This window comes from Histidinibacterium aquaticum (assembly GCF_008710275.1).
In the GTDB taxonomy this organism is placed as follows: domain Bacteria; phylum Pseudomonadota; class Alphaproteobacteria; order Rhodobacterales; family Rhodobacteraceae; genus Oceanicola; species Oceanicola aquaticus.
This window is the reverse complement of the sequence record NZ_VYQE01000006.1, coordinates 26,074-44,752: the sequence shown is the minus strand read 5'-3', so window position 1 is coordinate 44,752 and position 18,679 is coordinate 26,074. Positions and strand designations below refer to the sequence as shown.

The window sequence follows — 18,679 nt, the reverse complement described above, 5'->3', positions numbered from 1 at the left end:
GCCTGTGGAGAGCCTCGACGGAACCCATTGCTGACTCGGGGGCGTTTCACCGGCATGTGTTGTTCGTCCGGGCGCCGGGTCGGGACGCTCCGACCTCGCGAAACGAGTCCGCAGGGAACGTGGTGGTAACGATCGGGATCATAGTGGGGTGGACTGCGATCGCCGCCGCGCTCGTCGTCTTGCTTGCGCCGGCCGCGAAATCGACCGGGCCGCAGGCGATGCCGTTCCTCGGTGGCGGCACGCCTGACACCCACGCCTGGCAGCGGTATCACTTCCGGCCCTACACCATGGCGCTGCTCTTCATCGCCTTCGAGATGGAGATGATGTTCATGTACCCTTGGGCCGTGGTCTTCGTCTCGGAAGGGATCAAGGCGCTGGCCGAGATGGGCATGTTCCTTGCCATCCTGTCCGTCGGTATCCTCTACGGCTGGCGAGAGGGGATCTTCCGGTGGCAGTGACACGCTTCGGCAGTCTGGCGGCCCGGGCCCCCGTTCCTATCTTCGCCGCGATCGGACCAGGACGGCAGGCCGACGTGGAGCGCCTGCTGGCGCGGCGCGGGCTGAGACGGGCGCATAGTCCCCGGGACGCGGCCGTGCTGCTCGTCTCGGGGGACCTGCCGGACGATATGCTCGAGGCCCTTTCCCGCGTTCATGCCCAGCTGCCGCACCCGCGCGCCACGGTGCGGTGGATCGACGAGACAGCGGACGAGATCGCTGACCGCCTCCGCGACGCATGGCACGACCTCTGCGCCGGAGTGACCGACGAGGAGGACCGCCTGCCGGACGTGCCACCGAATGAGTGGAAAGGGGTCGGCCCGCACGGGCAGGGCGGCGAAGGCATGATGGGCGGCACGCCCTACGGACGGTCGATGGCGATGACCGGGCCGGATATCCGCGACGGGCTGCAACTCGACCGCTATACGGCGCGGATCGGACCCTTCGCCCCGATGCTTCCGCCGGGGCTCGTCCTGGAGGTGACGCTGCAGGGCGACGTGATCTGCGACGCGACGGTGGCGAACGCGGCCTTCGCGCAGCCCGCCGGCGCGGACGCGCCCGAACTCTGCGCGGGCCGGGTCGTCCGGCTGCTTGGCCTGGAGGCGGCGGCGGACCGCCTGATCGAGGGCAAGAGACCCGGGGCGGTCTGGCTGCGCGGCGCCGTCCCGAGCGGCCTCGGCCTGGCTGAGGGCACCGAGGCCCGCGGCAGGCTAGGGGCCTGGCTCGCGGGAGAGGTCGTGACGGTCGCGCCGGTCGATCTGCCGGACTTTCTGGAGGGCGCCGAATGGTCCGAAGCGGCGCTCCTGCTGGCCTCGCTGCCGCCCTCCGCGATCATCCGGGCCACCCGTCCAACGGAGGTCGCATGACGCTCTTGCTCGCCCTCGCCGTGCTCGGAACGCTGCTGGCCGGGACGCTCTTCGCGGCGGTCCTCGACCGGACCGCCCTGCCGCTCGTGGCAGCATTCGGACGGCAGCGGGTCGAGACAGAGGCCCCCGACCGAATGAACCGCGACCTTGCGCCGGCCTGGTATCTCGCGCTTGCCGCTGTCGGCCTCTCGGTCGTTCCCTTCGCACCCGGACTCGCGCTCATCGACAGCCCCGTGGGCATCGTGATCTGGGGCGCCTGCGAGGCGCTGACCGTCGTCACGGTCTTCCTGCACGGCTGGTCCCCCAACGCGCCGTTTCCACTAATCGGCGCCTACCGCTACGCCGCGATCGGCCTGCCGGTCATGCTGCCGTCGATGTTTGTGCTGATTGCCGCTGCCCTCCCGGCCGAGAGCCTGTCGCTCGTGGCCATCGTCGAGAGCCAGCGCGAGATCTGGAACGTGGTCCGCCAGCCGCTGGGCCTGCCGCTGTTCCTCGTCGTCGCGCTCGCCCTGACGCTGCGAGGGCCGATGGACTACGCCGATGCGGCGGATATCGCCTCGGGCACCTCGGCCGAGGACAGCGGGCCGGCGCGCGCCGCCTGGCAGGTCGCGCGGCTCGCGATGTTGGTCTCGGTGTCGGCCATCGCTGCCACGGTCTTCCTTGGCGGACCGCTGGGCCCAGTGTTGCCCGGGCCCGTGTGGCTCTGGCTCAAGACGGCGGTGCTGATGGCGCTGATCGTCTGGCTGGGAGACCGCGTCGCCCGGACCACGCCGAGCCGGATGCTCGGGATCCTCTGGGTCGTCCTTCTGCCGCTCTCCTTCCTCGATCTCGTGATCTCGGGGGTGCTGGCGCTATGACCGACCTGGCCGTCGCCCTGCTCGCCGCCTTCGCCGTCTGGACCGGATGGCGCGTATTCCGCGTCGACAGCATGGTGCGCGCCTCGTTCTCGCTGATGCTGTCCTTCGTCGCCGTGGGAGGCATCGGGGTGCTGCTCTCTGCGCCGTACATCGGGGTGGCGACCGTCTTCATGATGGCCGTCGAGATGATGGTCATGGCGATCTTCATGGTCATGTTCATGATGAACCCCGCGGGCCTGAACCCGATGATGATGGTCCACCAGCACCGGCTCTCTATCGGCGCAGGGCTGGTCGCCTTCATTGGACTGGGGGCGGCGGTCCTCCTGTCGCCGCTGCCGCGCGATCCGGTCCCGGAGGAGGCGCAGGTGGTGGCGCAACTCGGGCACGAGTTGCTGGGCCCCTCGATGCTGATCTTCGAGACCGCGGGCGTCACCCTGCTGGCGACCATGGTCGGGGCGGTGATCCTGTCGTCACGGCAGGGGCGCTACGGCGCGGCGGACGAGGGCGCGCGCCCGCCCGGCCTCACCGAGGGCGGCGAGCCCGCCGGGCGTCGTCCCGAGGGCGGCGGAGGGCATGGCCACCACCACCACGGAGGCCATTGATGACCCTGACCATCGTTCTCCTCGGCGCTGCGGCGCTGGTCGGCATCGGGCTCTACGGGGCTCTCAGCCAGCAGAGCTTCGTCATGCTGATGATGGGGCTGGAGCTCATGCTGAACGGTGCGCTCCTCGCGATCATCGGGTTCTGGTCGCTGTCGCTCGGCGGCATGCCCGAGGGCCAGCTGCTGGCGATCATCGTCATGGCGGTGATGGCCGTGGAGATGGCCATCGGCTTCGCGCTGATCGTCGCGCTCTACCGCAAGCGGCAGGCCGACATGACCGAGAGCCTCGGGACGCTCAAGCAATGATCTGGGCACTGGCATACCTGCCGGTCCTCGCGGGTCTGGGGATCTGGGCCGTCGGCGCGTCCCGGGGCCGGACCGCGCTCCTGGGGGGGCTCGCCACCGTGGCGACGCTCCTGCTGGCCCTAATCGCAGGCGGCCGATCCGGACGCTTCGACTGGTCCGATGTCCTCACCCTTCAGGCGGCGCTTCCGCCCCTGGCGCAGGCGGTCGCCGTTCTGGTCCCGGCGATCCTGCTGCCGATCACGCTTTTCGCCGCGTCCCACGAAGAGGCGCGCGGGCTGCCGCGCCTCGTGGGGCTCATGCTCGTCTTCACCGGGGGGATGGAGCTTGTCGTGATCGCGGACGACCTCGTGACGCTTCTGATCGGGTGGGAGATCGTGGGTGCCTGCTCCTGGGTCCTGATCGGCCACAGGTGGCGGGAGCAGCCGCCGGGTCTCTCCGCGAATTTCGCCTTCGTGCTGACCCGCGCCGGGGACCTGGGGCTGTTTCTCGCCGTGCTGACGACCTTCACCGTCACGGGCGGCGCGGAGTACGACGCGCTCGGCAGGCTCGACGACTGGCCGCTGGCGCTCGCGGCTTTCGGCCTGCTGGTTGCGGCGGTGTCCAAGGCCGGCCAGGTGCCCTTCGCGCCGTGGCTCTTTCGCGCGATGGACGGCCCGACCTCGGTCTCGGCGCTGCTCCACTCCGCCACGATGGTCGCGGCGGGCGTCTACATCCTCGCGCGGCTGCACCCCTACATCTCGGCGGCACCGGGATTCGGGACGGCGGCGATGGCCCTGGGCCTCGCGACGGCAGTACTCGGCGGTGTCGTGGCGGTCCGCCAGGTCCACGCCAAGAAGCTGCTGGCGGGCTCGACCTCGGCGCAGATGGGCCTGATGATCGCGACCGTGGGGGCAGGGTACCCGGGCGTTGCCGTACTGCACCTCGTCGTTCACGCCGCCACCAAGGCCGCCCTGTTCTGCGCGGCGGGAACCGTGCATCGCGTCACCGGCAGCTTCGATCTGCGCGAGGCGCGTCTCGGGCGCGCGCTACCGGTGAGCGCGGGACTGACCGCCATCGCGGCGCTCTCCCTTGCCGCCGTGCCGCCGCTCTCGGGCGGCTGGAGCAAGGAGGAGATGGTGAAGGCCGCGGAACATGCCGGCCTGTTCTGGACAACGGCGGCGATCCTCGCGGGCGGGCTCAGCGCGGCCTACGCGACGCGGTTCGCGGTCACGGCGTTCGGTCCGGGCGACCGGGACGAAGCCTCCGAACGTCGCGGCGAGAGCGCGGCACTCCTCTGCCTCTCCGGGGCGGTTCTCGCCATGTCGGTCCTGTGGCTGCCTTGGGCCCATGACGCCGTCTCCGCCTGGATCGGGGCGGAACTCCCGACCGGCACGCGCCTCGGGCTGATCGCGTCCCTGACGGCGGTGGCGCTCGGGGTGCTCGCCGGCCTGCGCGCGGCACGCGCCCCCTCCGCGCCGCCGGGGCAGGAGTGGCTGGGTCTGCCCGCCCTCTACGAGCATGGCGTGATCCGACCGTTCCATGGACTGGCCGGGGTGGCCGCGCGCCTCGACGACGGCGTGATCGACCTGATCCCCCGGGGTGTGGCGGCGCTCGGTCGGCAGGCCTCCGGCCAGCTGGCGCGGCTCGACGACGACCATATCGACGGCCTCGCCCCGGGCGCCGCACGCCGGGCGTCGCAGGGCACCTCGCGGGTATGGCGCGGTGCGGTGGGGATCGCCGTGCAGGCGGCCTCCGCACTTGCGGCTCTCGCGGCTGGCGTCGGCGAACGGCTGAGCGACATCATCCCCGGAGGAAGCGGAAGGCTCGCCGGGATGGCGGGCGCCGACCTTCGCCGCCTGCAGACGGGGCTTTCCCACCACTACTACACCCTTCTCATGGCCGGTTTCGCGCTGGCAGTGGGGCTGCTGATTATCGGAGGCTGACCCATGCTGACACTCGCCGTACTCGTCCCGCTCGCCGCGGCGCTGCTGCTCGCGCTCGCGCCCCTGGGGGCCGCCGCCGCGCGCTGGACCGCCACTGGGTCCGCGGTGCTGTCGCTGCTGGCGCTCGTTTCGGTCTGGGCCGGTGGGGGCGAGGGGTTTCGCGCCGTGACCGAAGTGCCCTGGATTCCGACGCTCGGGATCGCCTGGCGCGTCGGCGTCGACGGGATGTCTCTCGCGCTTGCGCTGATGAGCGCGCTTCTCTTCGCCGCCTCCGCCGCATGGCCGATGCAGCTGGAGGGCGCGCGGGCCTACTACGCCTGGATGGCGTTTCTCACGGGCGTCTCCATCGGCCTCTTCGTGACGCTCGACCTCATCGTGTTCTACGTCTTCTTCGACCTGAGCCTGGTAGGCATGTACTTCCTGATCGGTCGGTGGGGCCACGGCGAGGCGCAGCATGCCGCACTGAAGTTCTTCGTCTATACGCTCGCGGGCTCCCTGCTGATCCTGATCGGGATCATCGTCCTGGCCCTGAACATGCCGGAGCTGACCTTCGACATGCGCGCGATCATCGACAGCCCGCCGCTGGCCGCCGCCGGCGCGTTGCCGGGGCTGGTCTTCCTGGCCTTCGTCATCGGCTTCGGGATCAAGACTCCGGTCTTTCCGTTCCACACCTGGCTGCCGCCCGCGCACGTGGATGCGCCGGGCCCGGCCTCGGCGATCCTTGCGGGCGTGCTGCTGAAGATGGGGACCTACGGGCTGATCCGCATACCACTCCAGATGATGCCCGAGACCTTTGCCCGCTGGGCGCTGCCGCTCGCGATCCTCGGCGTGATCTCGATCCTCTGGGGCAGCATCGTCGCCTTCGCGCAGGAGAACCTGAAGCGCCGGATCGCCTACACCTCGGTCAACCACATGGGCTACACCGTGCTGGGCATCGCGGTCGCGGGCTCCGCACTGGGGTCTGAGACTGCCCGCCAGCTGGCGCTTACGGGCGCCGTGGTCGAGATGGTCGCCCACGGCCTGATCACCGGGGCGCTGTTCCTGATCGCCGGGGCGATATGGGCGCGGGCCGAAGACTATCACCTGCCGAATTTCGGCGGGCTCGCCGGGACCGCGCCGCGCCTGACGGGCGCCGCGACCCTGGCCGCCTTCGCCTCGCTGGGTCTGCCGGGGCTCGCGGGCTTCGTGGCCGAGCTGCACATCTTCCTCGGGGCGTTCGGGGTCTACCCCTGGCTCGCGGCGATCGGACTTCTCGGCATCCTGATCACGGCGGCGCTGTTCCTGCGGATGCTCCGGCAGGCGTTCTTCGGTGATCTACCCTACGAGCGACGGGGCTTCACCGATCTCACGACGGCGGAGGCGGCCATCCTGGCGCTGCTTCTGGCGCTCGTGGTGCTGATCGGTATCTGGCCCGCCTGGCTCCTGGCTTTGATCGACGCCGCAGCCGTGATCCCGGCGATCGGCGCGGGAGGCTGACATGCCGGTCGGCGACCTTGCGCCCGAACTCGCGGTGCTGCTGACGGCCGTCGCCGCGCTCCTGCTGGCGATGGCGCTGCCGCAGCGCCGCCACGGGTGGTGCGCGGCGCTCGCGGCCGCGGGCCTCGCGGTCGCGATGGGCATCGCCTGGAGCCAGGCCGGGGCGGCGCGCCTCACCTTCTCGGGCACCTTCGCGCTGGACGGCGCGACCACCTGGGCGCGGCTCGCCATCCCGGGGCTGACGATCCTCTGCGTGGGGATGTCGCCGCGCTGGTTCTCGACCGACCGCCGGCACGGCGAGTTCTACGCGATGCTTCTGTTCTCGGCGCTGGGCGCGATGGCCATGGCGGGGGCGGCCGACCTGATGCAGCTGGTCATGGGTATCCTGCTGTCCTCGGTCACAGGCTACGTCCTGGCCGCCTACCACCGCGACTGGGAGATCTCGCTCGAAGCCGGGATGAAGTACTTCCTGGTCGGGGCGCTCGCCAATGCCCTGCTGGTCATCGGCGTCGTCCTCGTCATGGGCATGGCGGGGAGCACAGACTACGCCACCCTCGCGGGCGCGATCCCCGGGGATCCCCTCACGGTGACGGGGCTCGCGCTCATCCTCATGGGGCTCTTCTTCAAGCTCGGAGCCGTTCCCGTACATACCTGGGTGCCCGACGTGGCCGAAGGCGCGCCGGTCCCTGCAGCCGCCTTCCTGACCGTGATCCCCAAGCTCGCGGGCGCCGTCGCGCTCTACCGGCTCGTCGCGTTGGCCCCCGGGATCGCGGCGCTACCGATCCTCGTGGCCCTCGTATCGGCGGCGACGATGACGCTCGGCAATCTCTCGGCGCTCTGGCAGGAGGACGTCCGCCGGCTGATCGGCTGGTCCTCGGTCAGTCAGACCGGCTACGCCCTGATGGCCGTCGCGGTTGCCGGAGCGGTGCCCGAGGCGCTGCCCGCGCTTCTCGCCTTCATGACGGTCTACGGCATCGCCAACATCCTCGCCTTCGCGGCCGTCGCGCAATTGCGTGGCCTGACCGACATCGAGGGCTACAGGGGTCTGATCCGCAGCCAGCCCCTCGCGGCGATCGCGCTCGCCCTGGCCTTCATGTCCTTCGTCGGCATCCCGCCGATTGCGGGTTTCCTCGGCAAGTTCGCGCTCTTTCTCGCGACGCTGGAGGCCGGTCTGGCCTGGCTGGCGGTCGTCGCGGTCGCCAACACGGTCCTGTCCCTGTTCTACTACCTGCGCGTCATCGGTCCGGCCGTCTTCGCCGCCGACACCGATCCTGCCGCGAGACTGGGCGGCACCGTGCTCGGGAGCCTCTGGGCCGCCCTGATCGTCCTGCTGCTCACGACGGTCCTCTGGGCGGCTGGCTGGGCGGCGCTCCCGGCGGGGCTGCTTCCGTGATCCGGCGTACCGCGCCGTCATGAGGAGGAGAGGGCAGGATCCCGTCGGCGCCGGAACTCTGCCAAGCCATTCCGAGTGACGCGGATACGGGGAGCATCCGTTTGTCACGGCGGCTCAGCGCGGGTTCAGGACGAAGTCGTACTCCACGTCGTAGAACGGGCCATCGAAACCGAATTCCTCGATGCGGGCAGGGTCTTCGACGCGATCGAAGGTGGCCATGAGGCTCTCCTTCACGCCGAAGACGGCGTCGGAATGAATGTAGGGATCGTCCGGGTCGAAGATGTGCGTCACGAGCGTTTCGAAGCCCTCGGCCTCGATGATGTAGTGAAGGTGCGCGGGTCGGTAGGGATGACGCCCGAGGGCCCCCAGCAGCCGTCCGACCGGCCCGTCGTCGGGAATCGGGTAGAACTTGGGCCGGACGCCCTTGAACCAGTACTCTCCGGCCTCGTTCGACCTGAAGACGCCGCGCAGGTTGAAGTCGGGCTGGAGCCCCTTCTGCTGCACGTCGTAGAAGCCTTCGTCGTTGGCCTGCCAGACATCGATCTTCGCCCCGGGGATCGGGTTGCCGCGAATGTCGAGGATGCGGCCCCGGACGAGCATCGCTTCACCCTTCTGGTCGAGGCAGATGTCGTCCCCGAGCGCCCGCTCCGGAGCGCCCTCGACGTGAAATGGCCCGAGGACCGTCGACTCCGACGCGCCCGTGGGTTTGCGATTGTTGATCGCGTCGACGAGCATCGAAACTCCGAGCACGTCCGACAGGAGGATGTACTCCTGCCGCCAGTCGGTGCAGGTGTGGCCCGTCTCCGTGAGGAACAGGATGGCCTTGAGCCATTCCTCCTGCGTCGGCTCGATCTCCTTCACCGCGGCGTGCAGGTGGCGGACGAGCACCTCCATGACCTGCCTAAGCCGGGCATCCTGTGCCTGGGCATTTCGGGAAACGACGACCTCGGCCGAGTTCTCCTCTGTGAAATAACCTTGTTCGGCGGCGTGGCTCATGGCGCGCTCCTCATCGGGTGGGTTGCAGGATGGCGCCGAGGACGCGGCGCAGTTCGGCGGCGGGATCCCCGGGCGCCCTAGCGGCGCGGTAGCAGACGTGCTGGTCGGGACGGGTCATGACGGCGCCGGTATCGGAGACCTCGCGCAGGCGGGCCCAGTCGCCGAGGTGGTCCTCGATCTCGCGGCGGGGTCCGATGACGTGGACCTCGATCTCCACGCCCATCTCGGGGCCGACCTCCTTCGCGGCCTCGACCCAGCCCTCGCCGCCGATGCCGGTGAAGATCGTCCATCGGCCCTTGCCGCAGAGGTCCAGGGTCGAGAGCTTCTCGCCGTCGTTCCGGAAGAGCCAGCAATGCGGGATGCGGGCCCCCGGCCAGGTCGTGGGCTGGTAATGCAGCTCCGCGTCCAGCTCGAAGCCGGGGTCCGTCTGACCGTCCCGGACGACCGCCTCGCTGTCGTAGCGCTGGTTCATCTCGACGCCGTGGCAGTCGAACTCGAAGCGCTTGAACTCGATGGCCTTGCGCAGCGCCTCGCGCTGGGCCTCGGCGGCCTCGCCCCGGTCGCCGCGCTTCTCCATGTTCTCCTGCATCACCTCGGGGTCGGTGCTGTCCGTCAGCCCGAGCGCGTCGAAGATCGGGCCGAACTCGCCGATCGACTGGTTCGCGCGGGTCACGATCTGCTTGGCGATGGGCGCGCGCTCGGCGGAGTAGCTTTCCAGCAGTTTCGGACCCGCAGCGCCCTTCAGCACGTGGGCGAGTTTCCATGCGAGGTTGTAGCCGTCCTGGATCGAGGTGTTCGAGCCCAGCCCGTTCGAGGGCGGATGCCGGTGCGCGGCATCGCCCATGATGAAGACACGATCCGTCTGCATGTGCGTCGCGTACATGTTGTTGACGGTCCAGGTGTTGGCCGAGAGCAGTTCGATCTCGAGCTCCGGGTCGCCGACGAGTTGGCGCGCGACCTCCGTCGCCATCGCCTCGTCGACCTCGGGCGGCGGCTCGTTGATGTCGTAGCCCCAGACGATCAGCCATTCGTTCCAGGGCCGCACCATCCGGACGAGACCCATGCCGATGCCGCCGACGTTCGCGCCGGGCTGCATGACCCAGTAGAGCACGCTCGGCCGATGCCGGACGAAGCGCGAGAGGTCGGCCCGGAACAGGATGTTCATCGAGCCGCCGACGCCCATCTGCCCCTCGAAGGGCAGGCCGCAGGTCTCGGCGACCGCGGAATTGCCGCCGTCGGCGCCCACCAGGTATTTTGACCGGATCTCGAACTCGCGTCCCGTCAGCCGGTCGCGGCAGGTGGTGGTGACGCCCTCGGCGTCCTCGACATGGGCGATGTATTCCGTCGACATCCGCGCCTGCGTCCCGCGCGAGCAGGCGGTCTTGAAGAGGATCGGCTCCATGAAGGTCTGGGGCAGGTCGTTCATGTGGCACGGCGAGGAGCGCAGGTGTTCCGCCCGGCTTTCGGGACGGTTGCCCCAGGAGAGCATCCGTCCCAGCTCTTCTCCCGCGAGGCTCTCGCAGAAGACGTTGTTGCCCATGAGGTCGCCCTCGGTCGCATGCAGGTAGGCCTCTTCCTCGACATCGCGGCCAAGGTCCCGCAGCACCTCCATTGTGCGCTGGTTGGTGATATGCGCGCGCGGCGTGTTGGCCAGCCAGCGGTAGCGGTTGATCGCGACGTTCCCGATCCCGTAGCTCGACAGCAGGGCCGCCGTTGCGCTGCCCGCGGGGCCCGTGCCCACGATCAGGACGTCGGTTTCGATCTCTGCCATTCTGGTCCTCCCTCAGCCGCGCGGGCCCCCTAGCTTTCGATCCAACCGTAGCGGGACGTGTCCTGTCCGGCGTAGTCGGGATCGAGGTAGATGAAGAGGCGCGCGATCTTGCCGTCGCGCACCTCGAAGCAGTCGCAGAACCGTCCCGCGCCATAGTCGGGCTCACCCGCCATCCAGGGCCCGTCGCGGTGCGAGCCTTCGCTCGTGCCCTCCACGGCGAAGCGGTCGGTGCCCGTCATGTACCAGGTGAAGCCGTCGTAGTGGTGGGTGATCGAGTTGAGGGTGCCGCCCACGTCGGTGAACATCTGCACGATCTGGTCCATGCCGCGTGCCACGCCCCACTTCGGGAAGTAGACTTCGGCGTCCTCGGTGAAGTGCTCGAAGAGCCCGAGGCCCGTGGTGGGCGAGGTCCCGCCCGCGTCGAGCGCCTTGAGGTAGCTCTCGGCGATGTCCTTGCGGGCCTGTTCGGCGTCCTGCGCCTGCGCCGCGGTTGCGAGTGCCGCGCCCCCGGCCAATGCCACGCCGCCCGCGATCACGCTCCGGCGGCCCGGTCCTGTCGTCGTCTCAGTCATGGTCTTTCCTCCTCCACTTCCTTCTGCTGAAGTCCGTCGCGCCGCTCCAGCCGCCGCTGGATCGGGAAGAGCCTGAGTCCGGTGCGGTCGGAGATTATCCCCCAGAGCCCGCCGGGCGAGAAGAGCATGACCGCGATGCCGAGCGCGCCGAGGATCATCAGGTACCATGACCCGTAGTCCGCCAGCAGCGTCTGCAGGGCGAAGAAGACGAGGACGCCGACGATCGGACCCTCGATGGTCCCGATGCCGCCGATCACGACGATGAAGATGACGAAAGCCGTCCAGTCGATGACGGAGAAGGCGCTGTCGGGGCTGATCCGGCCGTTCTGGAGGAAGATCAGGGCGCCCGCGATGCCGGTCCCGAAGGCGGCGACGAGAAAGACGATCCACTTCATCCGCTCGGAGTCGACGCCCACGGACCGCGCCGCTTCCACGTTGTCGCGCAGCGCGGCGAGGGCGAGGCCCCGCTTGGTCCGCAGGAACCAGTAGACGCCGCCGATGGTCGCCACAGTTAGCGCGAGGGCGAGCCAGTATGTGAGGATGTCGCGCGCCTCGGAGGATCTCACCTCGAATGCGCTCTCGATCCATTGCACGCCCCACATGAGGTCCCGCGCGTCGCGGGGCAGGGAGGTGCCGGTACCGCCGCCCACGGCCTTCCACTGGGCGACCGAGAGCCGCACCACCTCGGCCACGACCCAGGTGCCGATGGCGAAGTAGGCGCCGTGCAGTCGAAAAGCGAAAAACGCGGTGGGGACCGCGAGGACCAGCGCCGCCACGCCCGCCAGCAGGAGACCGGCCACGGGATCGACACCCCACAGGATCGCGCCGCCGAAGAGCATGTAGGCGCCGAAGCCCACGAAGGCCTGTTGCCCCACGCTCACCAGCCCGCCGTAGCCTGCCAGCAGGTTCCAGAACTGCGCGAGCGTCAGCATGGTCAGGATGAAGAACATGTCCTGGATGAGCGAGCGCGACGCGAAGGTCGGCAGCGCGATAGCCGCGACCAGGAGCACGGCGGCGACGAGCGCCGCGATCTGCGAGGCGCCTGTCCGCGTGGTGACCTTGTAGGAACTACGGGCCATCAGTCGAACGCCCTCGGGAAGAGCCCGCGCGGGCGGACCAGAAGCACGACGAGAAAAGCGACGTGACCCGCGAGTATCTGCCATTCGGGATTGATCTGCGCGCCCACGGTCTGCGCCACGCCGATGATCACCCCGCCCGCCAGCGTCCCCCAGAGGGACCCGAGCCCGCCTATGATGACGGCCTCGAAGGCATAGATCAGGCGGGCCGGCCCGATGGTCGGATCGAAGTTCGCGCGCGTTCCGAGGTAGAGCGCGGCGATGGTGACGACGACCATGGCGATGCCCGTCGCCTTGGCGAAGATCGCCTCGGGCTTCACGCCCATGAGGCTCGCGGTGGTCGGATCGTCCGAGGTCGCCCGGAACGCCCGTCCGAGCGCGGTGCGGTAGAAGAGCCATTGCAGCGCCAGCGTGACGAGGATCGCCGAGGCGAAGGTCAGCAGCGGCATGAGCCCGAGCGAAACCGGCCCGAGCGAGACCGAGGAGGTCTCGAGCCAGCCTGCGGGTATCCTGCGGCTGTCGGCGGAAAACGCCTCCTGCAGCGCATTCTGCAGCAGGACGGACAGCCCGAACGTCACGAGGAGCGGTGGTAGGATGTCGGGCCCCAGCACCCGGTTCAGCACCAGTCTCTGAAGGGCCCAGCCGATGCCGAACATGATCGGCGCGGCCAGGAGAGCGGCCATGAACGGACCCAGCCCCAGCAGCGTCACGAGCACCAGGATCAGGTAGGCGGCCAGGACGATGAGGTCGCCGTGGGCGAGGTTCACCAGCCGCATGATCCCGAAGACGAGGGAGAGCCCCAGGGCGAAGAGCGCGTAGAGGCCGCCGAGGAGGATTCCCTGGACGATGGTGTCGATCCAGATCATGCGGCGGCTCCGAAATAGGCGTCGTGGATGGCCTCGCGGCTCAGCTCGTCGGGCCGGCCCGAGAGCGTCACGCGGCCTTCCATCATGCAGTAGACCCGGTCCGCGACCTTCATCGCCTGCCCGATGTCCTGCTCGACCACGATCACGCTCGCGCCCGTCTCGCGGATCCGCGGGAAGGCGGCGTAGATGTCGCGGATCACGACGGGGGCGAGGCCGAGGCTGATCTCGTCGCAGAGCAGCACGCGCGGGTTCGACATCAGCGCCCGCCCGATGGAGACCATCTGCTGCTGACCGCCCGACAGCGCCGTCCCGGGCTGATTGCGCCGCTCCTTCAGGATCGGGAAGAGCCTGTAGACGCTGTCCAGCGACCAGGGCCCGTTCACCTTCCGGCGATGGCGGCCCATGAGCAGGTTCTCCTCGACCGAGAGGGAGGGAAAGAGCTTGCGGCCCTCGGGGACCATCGCGACCCCCTGGGCCATGATCTCGTCGGCGGGCAGGGCGCCGATCTCGCGCCCGTCCAGCCGGACCATCCCGGGTGTCTGCCGGATGAGGCCGGAGACGGAGCGCATGAGGGTAGTCTTGCCCGCGCCGTTGGCGCCGATGACGGCGACGGTCTCGCCTTCCTGCAGCGTGAGATCGACGCCGAAGAGCGCCTGAAAGTCGCCGTAGAAGGCCGTCAGGTCTCGGGTTTCCAGCAGCGCCATCAGATCTCGATCCCCAGGTAGATTTCGCGCACCTCGCGCGAGGCCATGATCTCGTCCGGGTCGCCGATGCCGATGATCTTGCCGAAGTCGAGAACAAGCAGCCGTTCCACCACGCTGGTCAGGGCGTGAAGGACGTGCTCGATCCAGATGATCGTGACGCCCTCGGCGTGGATCGCGCGGATCGTCTCGACGAGGGCGATGCATTCGCCCTCGGTCAGCCCGCCCGCGATCTCGTCGAGCAGCAAGAGCTTCGGCCGCGTCGCCATGGCACGCGCCAGTTCCAGCCGCTTGCGCTGGAGCAGGGTGAGGGTGCCCGAGGGGCGATTGGCGACCCCGATCAGTTCGGTTCGCTCCAGGATGGCGGCGCAGTCGTCCTCGACCTCGCGCTCGGGCGCGCCCCGGCCGTGGGTGGCGGAGACGAGCAGGGTCTCGAAGACCGTCAGCCGGTCGAAGGGCTGGGGGATCTGGAAGGACCGCCCGATCCCGGACAGGCACCGCTGCATGGGCGGCACCTTGGTCACGTCGCGCCCGTCGTACTCGATCCGGCCCTTGTCCGCGGAGAGGTTGCCGGTGATCAGGTTGAAGAGCGTCGACTTGCCCGCGCCGTTCGGCCCGATGATCCCGAGCGCCTGGCCCTCGGGCACGTCGAAGGTCACGCTGTCCGTGACGGTCAGCGCGCCGAAGCTCTTCGATACGTCCTTGAGCGACAGGATCGCGGGCATGTGTCTGTCTCTGGATTGTGGCCCGCCCGGTTTTCGCGCCGGGCGGGCAGGGGATCAGCTCAGCGGCTGCATCTCGCCCTGGGTGGGGATCTGCGGCGCGGTCTGGTTGTCCACCACGACGAGCTCGAAGCTGCCGTCGTCCTGGCGCCGCCACTGGCCGCCGACGAGCGGCGTCTTGCAGACGTTCTGCGCCGCGAAGTCGGGCACGCCCTCGCCGTTCCACTCCACGTGGCCGACGATGGTGTCGAGGTTCGTCGCGGCGATGGCTTCAGCGAGCCCGTCCGGATCGGTCGGATCCTCGGTCCGCTGGATCACGTCGGCGGCGACCTCGAAGAGCGAGTGGATGAAGCCGATAGGCTGGGTCCAGGGGCGGCCCGTCGCCTCGGTGAAGGCGGCGGCGAGCTCGGACGAGCTCTGCCCCGTCAGCGACGAGGTGAACGGATGGTTGGCCGACCACCAGACCTCGGACGAGAGGTTGTGCCCGGCCTCGCCCAGTGTCTCGACCGACTGCGGGAAGAGGATCGCCTTGGCGACCGTGATGGCCTTGGGGTTGAAGCCCTGCTGGCTCGCCTGGTTACGGAAGGTGGTGAAGTCCGGCGGGATCACTACGCCGGTTACGATATCGGCATTCGCCTGCTTGAAGGCGTTGATCTGCGCGGTGAAATCGTCGGTCAGGTTCTGGTAGCGACCGGGGTCGACGGTCTCGTAACCGTCCTCGGCGAAGCCCGGCGCGACGCCGGTATTCGGATCGCCCCAGGCATTGCCGTCCGCGTCGTTCGGGAAGAGCCCCGCGACGACCTTGTTGGTGTCCAGCTGGTCCCACATGTTGGTGAAGACGGCGATGACGTCCTCCAGCCCCCAGAAGTAGTGGTAGGAATAGTCGAAGGGTCGCCAGCTGCCCGGATCGCCGGGATTGCCCTGCTGACCGATGAACCAGGGCTGCCAGGGCGCCATGGTCGAGATCGTCGGAATGCCCTCGCTCTCGGCCACCGTGGTCACGGGGTTCGTCGTCTCGGGTGTCGAGGCCACCAGCATCAGGTGGATGCCGTCGTCGATGATCGCCTCCTGCGCCACGTCGGCCGCGCGGTTCGGGTTGGACTGGCTGTCCTTGACGATGACCTCGATGTTCCAGCCCTGGTCAGCCGCGATGCGGTTGAAGGCCTCGATGGTAAAGGCGTCGGCCTCGGCGAAGCCCGCGAGCGGGCCGGTCTGCGGGCTCACGTAGCCGATCCGGATCGGCGCGCCCTGTGCGAGGGCCGGCATGGCGAGACCGCTTGCGCCGGTCACGAAACCGGTGGCGGCGGCGGATTTCAGCAGGCGTCTTCTGGTCAGCATATCTCTCTCCTCCCGAGTGATGCGTCTCAATTCGCAGGTCGCGTCCCCTCCCAGGCCGCCTGCAAAAGCTCCCGAATGTCCCTCTCGTCGAAGGGGCGGGGGTTCTCGTACTTGTTCTTCAGGGCGATCTCGGCCGCGCGGTCGAGGTCGGCTTCGGTCAGCCCCAGATCGGCGAGCCGCAGCGGCGCGCCGCTCCGTTTCGCGAGATCCCAGAGCCCGCCGCCGACCGAGCCGCCGAAGAGATCGGCCACCGGTGCCAGCTTGTCCGTTCCGCCCGCGTTGAAGCCGGCTGTATGCGGCAGCAGGATCGCGTGGGTATCCGCGTGAGGCATGTCGAAGGACCCGCCGATCACATGGGCGAGCTTGTGGTGCAGCGACATCGCGACGTAGCCGAGCGCGGTCGAACAGAGCCAGGCGCCGTAGAGCATCCGCGCTCGGGCTTCCACGTCGCGCGGATTTTCGGCCAGCGCGGGCAGCGTGTCGCGGATCACCTCCAGCGCCTCGAGCGACATGAGGCTCGTGACCGGGTTGGCGTCGGGGGCGTAGAGCGCCTCCACCGCGTGGGCCGCGGCGTTGAGCGCCGATTTCACCGACATCTCCAGCGGCAGGCCCAGCGTCAGGTCCACGTCGTAGATGACGACCTCCGGCCGGATCGAGGGATCGCGGCGGGTCGTCTTCTCTCCGCCCTGCGTCTCGCCCAGGATGTCGGTCATCTCCGATCCGGCATAGCTCGTGGACACCGCGACATGGTCGCAGCCGGTGCGGGTGGCGATGGCCTTTCCCAGTCCGATCGTCGATCCGCCGCCCAGAGAGACGACGCAGTCCGCGCCGGCGGTCTCGTAGGCCGCCAGCGCGCGCTCGGTGACCTCGACCGGCGTGTGCATCGCGGCCTCGGTGAAAGTGCCGGCGGCGATGTCGCCCAGGTCCTTCGCGAGCGCCTCGCCGTCACCGGCCTGGGGCGGGGTGGTCAGGACCAGCGCGCGCCCGTGGCCGAGGCGGCCGATCTCCTCGCCCACCTTGGCAAGGGTCCCCTGGCCGAAGAGCACGCGCGTCTCGATGCCGGGAAAGAGAAAACCGGGCTGGAACTGGGTCACGTCGCACCTCCCAGCGGCGGGGTGCCCCCTGCCAGGTCCGCGATCAGACGGTCGAGCACGGCGATCTCCACCGCGGAGATCTCGTGCGGGCGACCGGGCAGGATATCGCAGCGCACCCGTGCGCCCGCGGCGACGAAATCTCCGACCGACTTCTGGTAGGCCCAAACGGGGATCCAGGGATCCTCGTCGCCATTGGTGAGATAGACCGGCATGTCCCGCAGGTCGGCCCGGGGCAGATCATCGCTTGCCGCGCCGACACGGCAGCCGGTGAGCGCCGCGGCGGCATCGGCCGTGCCGCCGCGCATCAGGTGCTCGATGATCAGGCAGGCCCCCTGCGAGAACCCGACGAGGATGAGGGGAAGGCCCGGGCAGGTCGTCCGGGCCGCCTCGAGAGCGTCCTCGAGCTGCGCCAGGGCCGCGCGCAACTGGGTCTCGGTCTCCTCGTTCAGGGGGTCGACCGCCTTGGCCTCGTACCAGGACGAGCCTGCAGCGGCCGGCATGAGGTAGTGGACCCCGTCCACCGCGAGGCGGCCGACGACCGCCTCGCGCATGAAGTCCGGCGACTGGCCGCGACCATGCAGTAGCACCGCGACCGCACGCGCCGCGCCAGGCTCCGCTCCGGCTGTCGCCATACCGGCCATGACCTCAGGCGTCCTGGAAGCTGGCGGGCTCCAGCCCTTCGATCAACTCGTCCTTCCGGTCCTCGAACCAGGGCGGGAAGACCAGAGTCTGCCCGATCGCGTCGGCCGGTTCGTCGCGCGCCCAGCCCTCCGGCACCGTCCAGGCGAGCTCGAACATGGCGCCGCCGGGGGACCGCACGTAGCAGGACTTGAAGTACATCCGGTCCTTCTGCTCGGAGATGTCGGTGAACCCGAGCCCCTCGATATGGGCGCGCAGGTTCATCTGGTTCTCCTCGTCGCCGGTGTTCAGCGCGAAGTGGTGGATGGTGCCACCCGAGAGCGTCCAGGTGCCCTGGGGCTCGTCCCGGATCTCGAGAACCTCCACCACGCTGCTCGGACCGTTGGCGTTGGGCACCTCGTAGGCCATGCCGTCGTCGTCGTCGGCCATCTTCTTGAGGGGCAGCGCGATGGTGAGGAAGTCGTCCATCGCCGTCCGGTCCATGACCGCGACCACCCCGCCGTAGATCCCCTTGATCCCGTGGTCCGCGCCGATGCCCGCCTCTTCCTTGACGATCGGGGTGCGCGGATCGCCCGGGTTCTCGACGAGCTGCATCTCGATGCCGCTGGGATGGCGGAAATCGACGCGGTCGATCCCGAACCGGTTGGATGTCGTCGCCTCGAACCCGTGTTCGCCGAGCCGGTTCACCCAGAACTCCGAGGCGCCGACCGGGATGGCCTGCTGGACGATCTTCGACTGGTTCGTCCCGCGCCGGCCGTAGACCCCGGGCTTGCGGAACGGGAAAGTCGTGAGGATCGTGGATTCATCCCCGCCCTTCGACCCGTAGTAGAGGTGGTAGACCGGGATGACGCCGTCGAAGAGGACGGTCCGCTTCACCGAGTAGAGCCCCAGCGTCTTCGTGAAGAAATCGTAGTCTTCCTGAGCCCCGTCGGTGCTCATCGTCAGGTGATGGTATCCCTTGACCTGGTCCATTTCGGCCGTCCTCCCAT

General features: G+C 69.1%; 19 protein-coding genes. 8 read left to right on the top strand and 11 right to left on the bottom strand.

What is annotated here, in order from left to right; all coding sequences use genetic code 11:
• Positions 1–143: 143 nt before the first annotated feature.
• From F3S47_RS16850 to F3S47_RS16815, 8 genes are read left to right on the top strand one after another with little or no spacing between them, the layout of a single operon-like run.
• Positions 144–458, top strand: coding sequence for an NADH-quinone oxidoreductase subunit A (locus F3S47_RS16850; RefSeq protein ID WP_223877864.1), 315 nt, complete (start codon positions 144–146; stop codon positions 456–458).
• Positions 449–1,360 (top strand): hypothetical protein, encoded by a 912-nt coding sequence (locus F3S47_RS16845; protein ID WP_150446478.1) that lies wholly within the window; start codon positions 449–451, stop codon positions 1,358–1,360. The genes F3S47_RS16850 and F3S47_RS16845 overlap by 10 nt, the downstream gene beginning before the upstream one ends.
• Complete coding sequence (locus F3S47_RS16840) at positions 1,357–2,217, top strand: complex I subunit 1 family protein (RefSeq protein WP_150446477.1); 861 nt, start codon at positions 1,357–1,359, stop codon at positions 2,215–2,217. The genes F3S47_RS16845 and F3S47_RS16840 overlap by 4 nt, the downstream gene beginning before the upstream one ends.
• Positions 2,214–2,819 carry an NADH-quinone oxidoreductase subunit J family protein gene (locus tag F3S47_RS16835; RefSeq protein ID WP_150446476.1) on the top strand — a complete coding sequence of 202 codons (606 nt, stop codon included), beginning with the start codon at positions 2,214–2,216 and terminating at the stop codon, positions 2,817–2,819. The genes F3S47_RS16840 and F3S47_RS16835 overlap by 4 nt, the downstream gene beginning before the upstream one ends.
• Entirely contained in the window at positions 2,819–3,124 is a 306-nt protein-coding gene (gene nuoK / locus F3S47_RS16830; protein ID WP_150446475.1) for an NADH-quinone oxidoreductase subunit NuoK, read from the top strand. Before F3S47_RS16835 ends, nuoK begins: the two co-directional genes overlap by 1 nt.
• On the top strand, positions 3,121–5,046 hold the full coding sequence (locus F3S47_RS16825; RefSeq protein ID WP_150446474.1) for an NADH-quinone oxidoreductase subunit 5 family protein: 1,926 nt from the start codon (positions 3,121–3,123) through the stop codon (positions 5,044–5,046). Before nuoK ends, F3S47_RS16825 begins: the two co-directional genes overlap by 4 nt.
• 3 nt (positions 5,047–5,049) lie before the next feature.
• Positions 5,050–6,522, top strand: a complete 1,473-nt coding sequence (locus F3S47_RS16820) for a complex I subunit 4 family protein (protein WP_150446473.1) — start codon at positions 5,050–5,052, stop codon at positions 6,520–6,522.
• 1 nt (position 6,523) lies between these two features.
• The gene (locus F3S47_RS16815; RefSeq protein ID WP_150446472.1) at positions 6,524–7,915 is read left to right on the top strand and encodes an NADH-quinone oxidoreductase subunit N; all 1,392 of its coding nucleotides are present in this window, start codon (positions 6,524–6,526) and stop codon (positions 7,913–7,915) included.
• Between the two features lie 114 nt (positions 7,916–8,029).
• Here F3S47_RS16815 and F3S47_RS16810 read toward each other — a convergent pair whose 3' ends face one another.
• The 11 genes from F3S47_RS16810 to F3S47_RS16760 are packed head-to-tail and all read right to left on the bottom strand — an operon-like array spanning position 8,030 to position 18,662.
• On the bottom strand, positions 8,030–8,911 hold the full coding sequence (locus F3S47_RS16810; protein WP_150446471.1) for an intradiol ring-cleavage dioxygenase: 882 nt from the start codon (positions 8,909–8,911) through the stop codon (positions 8,030–8,032).
• A gap of 10 nt (positions 8,912–8,921) precedes the next feature.
• Positions 8,922–10,682, bottom strand: coding sequence for an FAD-dependent monooxygenase (locus F3S47_RS16805; protein WP_150446470.1), 1,761 nt, complete (start codon positions 10,680–10,682; stop codon positions 8,922–8,924).
• A gap of 29 nt (positions 10,683–10,711) precedes the next feature.
• Positions 10,712–11,254 (bottom strand): nuclear transport factor 2 family protein, encoded by a 543-nt coding sequence (locus F3S47_RS16800; protein WP_150446469.1) that lies wholly within the window; start codon positions 11,252–11,254, stop codon positions 10,712–10,714.
• Entirely contained in the window at positions 11,251–12,333 is a 1,083-nt protein-coding gene (locus F3S47_RS16795; protein WP_150446468.1) for a branched-chain amino acid ABC transporter permease, read from the bottom strand. Before F3S47_RS16795 ends, F3S47_RS16800 begins: the two co-directional genes overlap by 4 nt.
• Positions 12,333–13,196, bottom strand: a complete 864-nt coding sequence (locus tag F3S47_RS16790; protein ID WP_150446467.1) for a branched-chain amino acid ABC transporter permease — start codon at positions 13,194–13,196, stop codon at positions 12,333–12,335. The genes F3S47_RS16795 and F3S47_RS16790 overlap by 1 nt, the downstream gene beginning before the upstream one ends.
• The gene (locus tag F3S47_RS16785; RefSeq protein WP_150446466.1) at positions 13,193–13,900 is read right to left on the bottom strand and encodes an ABC transporter ATP-binding protein; all 708 of its coding nucleotides are present in this window, start codon (positions 13,898–13,900) and stop codon (positions 13,193–13,195) included. The genes F3S47_RS16790 and F3S47_RS16785 overlap by 4 nt, the downstream gene beginning before the upstream one ends.
• Positions 13,900–14,622, bottom strand: a complete 723-nt coding sequence (locus F3S47_RS16780; RefSeq protein ID WP_150446465.1) for an ABC transporter ATP-binding protein — start codon at positions 14,620–14,622, stop codon at positions 13,900–13,902. Before F3S47_RS16780 ends, F3S47_RS16785 begins: the two co-directional genes overlap by 1 nt.
• A gap of 54 nt (positions 14,623–14,676) precedes the next feature.
• The gene (locus F3S47_RS16775) at positions 14,677–15,957 is read right to left on the bottom strand and encodes an ABC transporter substrate-binding protein (protein WP_150446464.1); all 1,281 of its coding nucleotides are present in this window, start codon (positions 15,955–15,957) and stop codon (positions 14,677–14,679) included.
• A 26-nt stretch (positions 15,958–15,983) separates the two neighbouring features.
• Positions 15,984–17,051, bottom strand: a complete 1,068-nt coding sequence (locus tag F3S47_RS16770) for a maleylacetate reductase (RefSeq protein WP_150446463.1) — start codon at positions 17,049–17,051, stop codon at positions 15,984–15,986.
• On the bottom strand, positions 17,048–17,692 hold the full coding sequence (locus tag F3S47_RS16765) for an alpha/beta hydrolase (RefSeq protein WP_150446462.1): 645 nt from the start codon (positions 17,690–17,692) through the stop codon (positions 17,048–17,050). Before F3S47_RS16765 ends, F3S47_RS16770 begins: the two co-directional genes overlap by 4 nt.
• A gap of 4 nt (positions 17,693–17,696) precedes the next feature.
• Positions 17,697–18,662 (bottom strand): VOC family protein, encoded by a 966-nt coding sequence (locus tag F3S47_RS16760; RefSeq protein ID WP_150446461.1) that lies wholly within the window; start codon positions 18,660–18,662, stop codon positions 17,697–17,699.
• Positions 18,663–18,679: the final 17 nt, after the last annotated feature.

Bases quoted from the DNA above. Each gene is read 5' to 3' on its own strand.
- F3S47_RS16840 (WP_150446477.1), top strand. From the start codon at position 1,357: ATGACGCTCTTGCTCGCCCTCGCCGTGCTCGGAACGCTGCTGGCCGGG.
- F3S47_RS16835 (WP_150446476.1), top strand. From the start codon at position 2,214: ATGACCGACCTGGCCGTCGCCCTGCTCGCCGCCTTCGCCGTCTGGACC.
- nuoK (WP_150446475.1), top strand. From the start codon at position 2,819: ATGACCCTGACCATCGTTCTCCTCGGCGCTGCGGCGCTGGTCGGCATC.
- F3S47_RS16825 (WP_150446474.1), top strand. From the start codon at position 3,121: ATGATCTGGGCACTGGCATACCTGCCGGTCCTCGCGGGTCTGGGGATC.
- F3S47_RS16820 (WP_150446473.1), top strand. From the start codon at position 5,050: ATGCTGACACTCGCCGTACTCGTCCCGCTCGCCGCGGCGCTGCTGCTC.
- F3S47_RS16815 (WP_150446472.1), top strand. From the start codon at position 6,524: ATGCCGGTCGGCGACCTTGCGCCCGAACTCGCGGTGCTGCTGACGGCC.
- F3S47_RS16810 (WP_150446471.1), bottom strand. From the start codon at position 8,911: ATGAGCCACGCCGCCGAACAAGGTTATTTCACAGAGGAGAACTCGGCC.
- F3S47_RS16805 (WP_150446470.1), bottom strand. From the start codon at position 10,682: ATGGCAGAGATCGAAACCGACGTCCTGATCGTGGGCACGGGCCCCGCG.
- F3S47_RS16800 (WP_150446469.1), bottom strand. From the start codon at position 11,254: ATGACTGAGACGACGACAGGACCGGGCCGCCGGAGCGTGATCGCGGGC.
- F3S47_RS16795 (WP_150446468.1), bottom strand. From the start codon at position 12,333: ATGGCCCGTAGTTCCTACAAGGTCACCACGCGGACAGGCGCCTCGCAG.
- F3S47_RS16790 (WP_150446467.1), bottom strand. From the start codon at position 13,196: ATGATCTGGATCGACACCATCGTCCAGGGAATCCTCCTCGGCGGCCTC.
- F3S47_RS16785 (WP_150446466.1), bottom strand. From the start codon at position 13,900: ATGGCGCTGCTGGAAACCCGAGACCTGACGGCCTTCTACGGCGACTTT.
- F3S47_RS16780 (WP_150446465.1), bottom strand. From the start codon at position 14,622: ATGCCCGCGATCCTGTCGCTCAAGGACGTATCGAAGAGCTTCGGCGCG.
- F3S47_RS16775 (WP_150446464.1), bottom strand. From the start codon at position 15,957: ATGCTGACCAGAAGACGCCTGCTGAAATCCGCCGCCGCCACCGGTTTC.
- F3S47_RS16765 (WP_150446462.1), bottom strand. From the start codon at position 17,692: ATGGCCGGTATGGCGACAGCCGGAGCGGAGCCTGGCGCGGCGCGTGCG.
- F3S47_RS16760 (WP_150446461.1), bottom strand. From the start codon at position 18,662: ATGGACCAGGTCAAGGGATACCATCACCTGACGATGAGCACCGACGGG.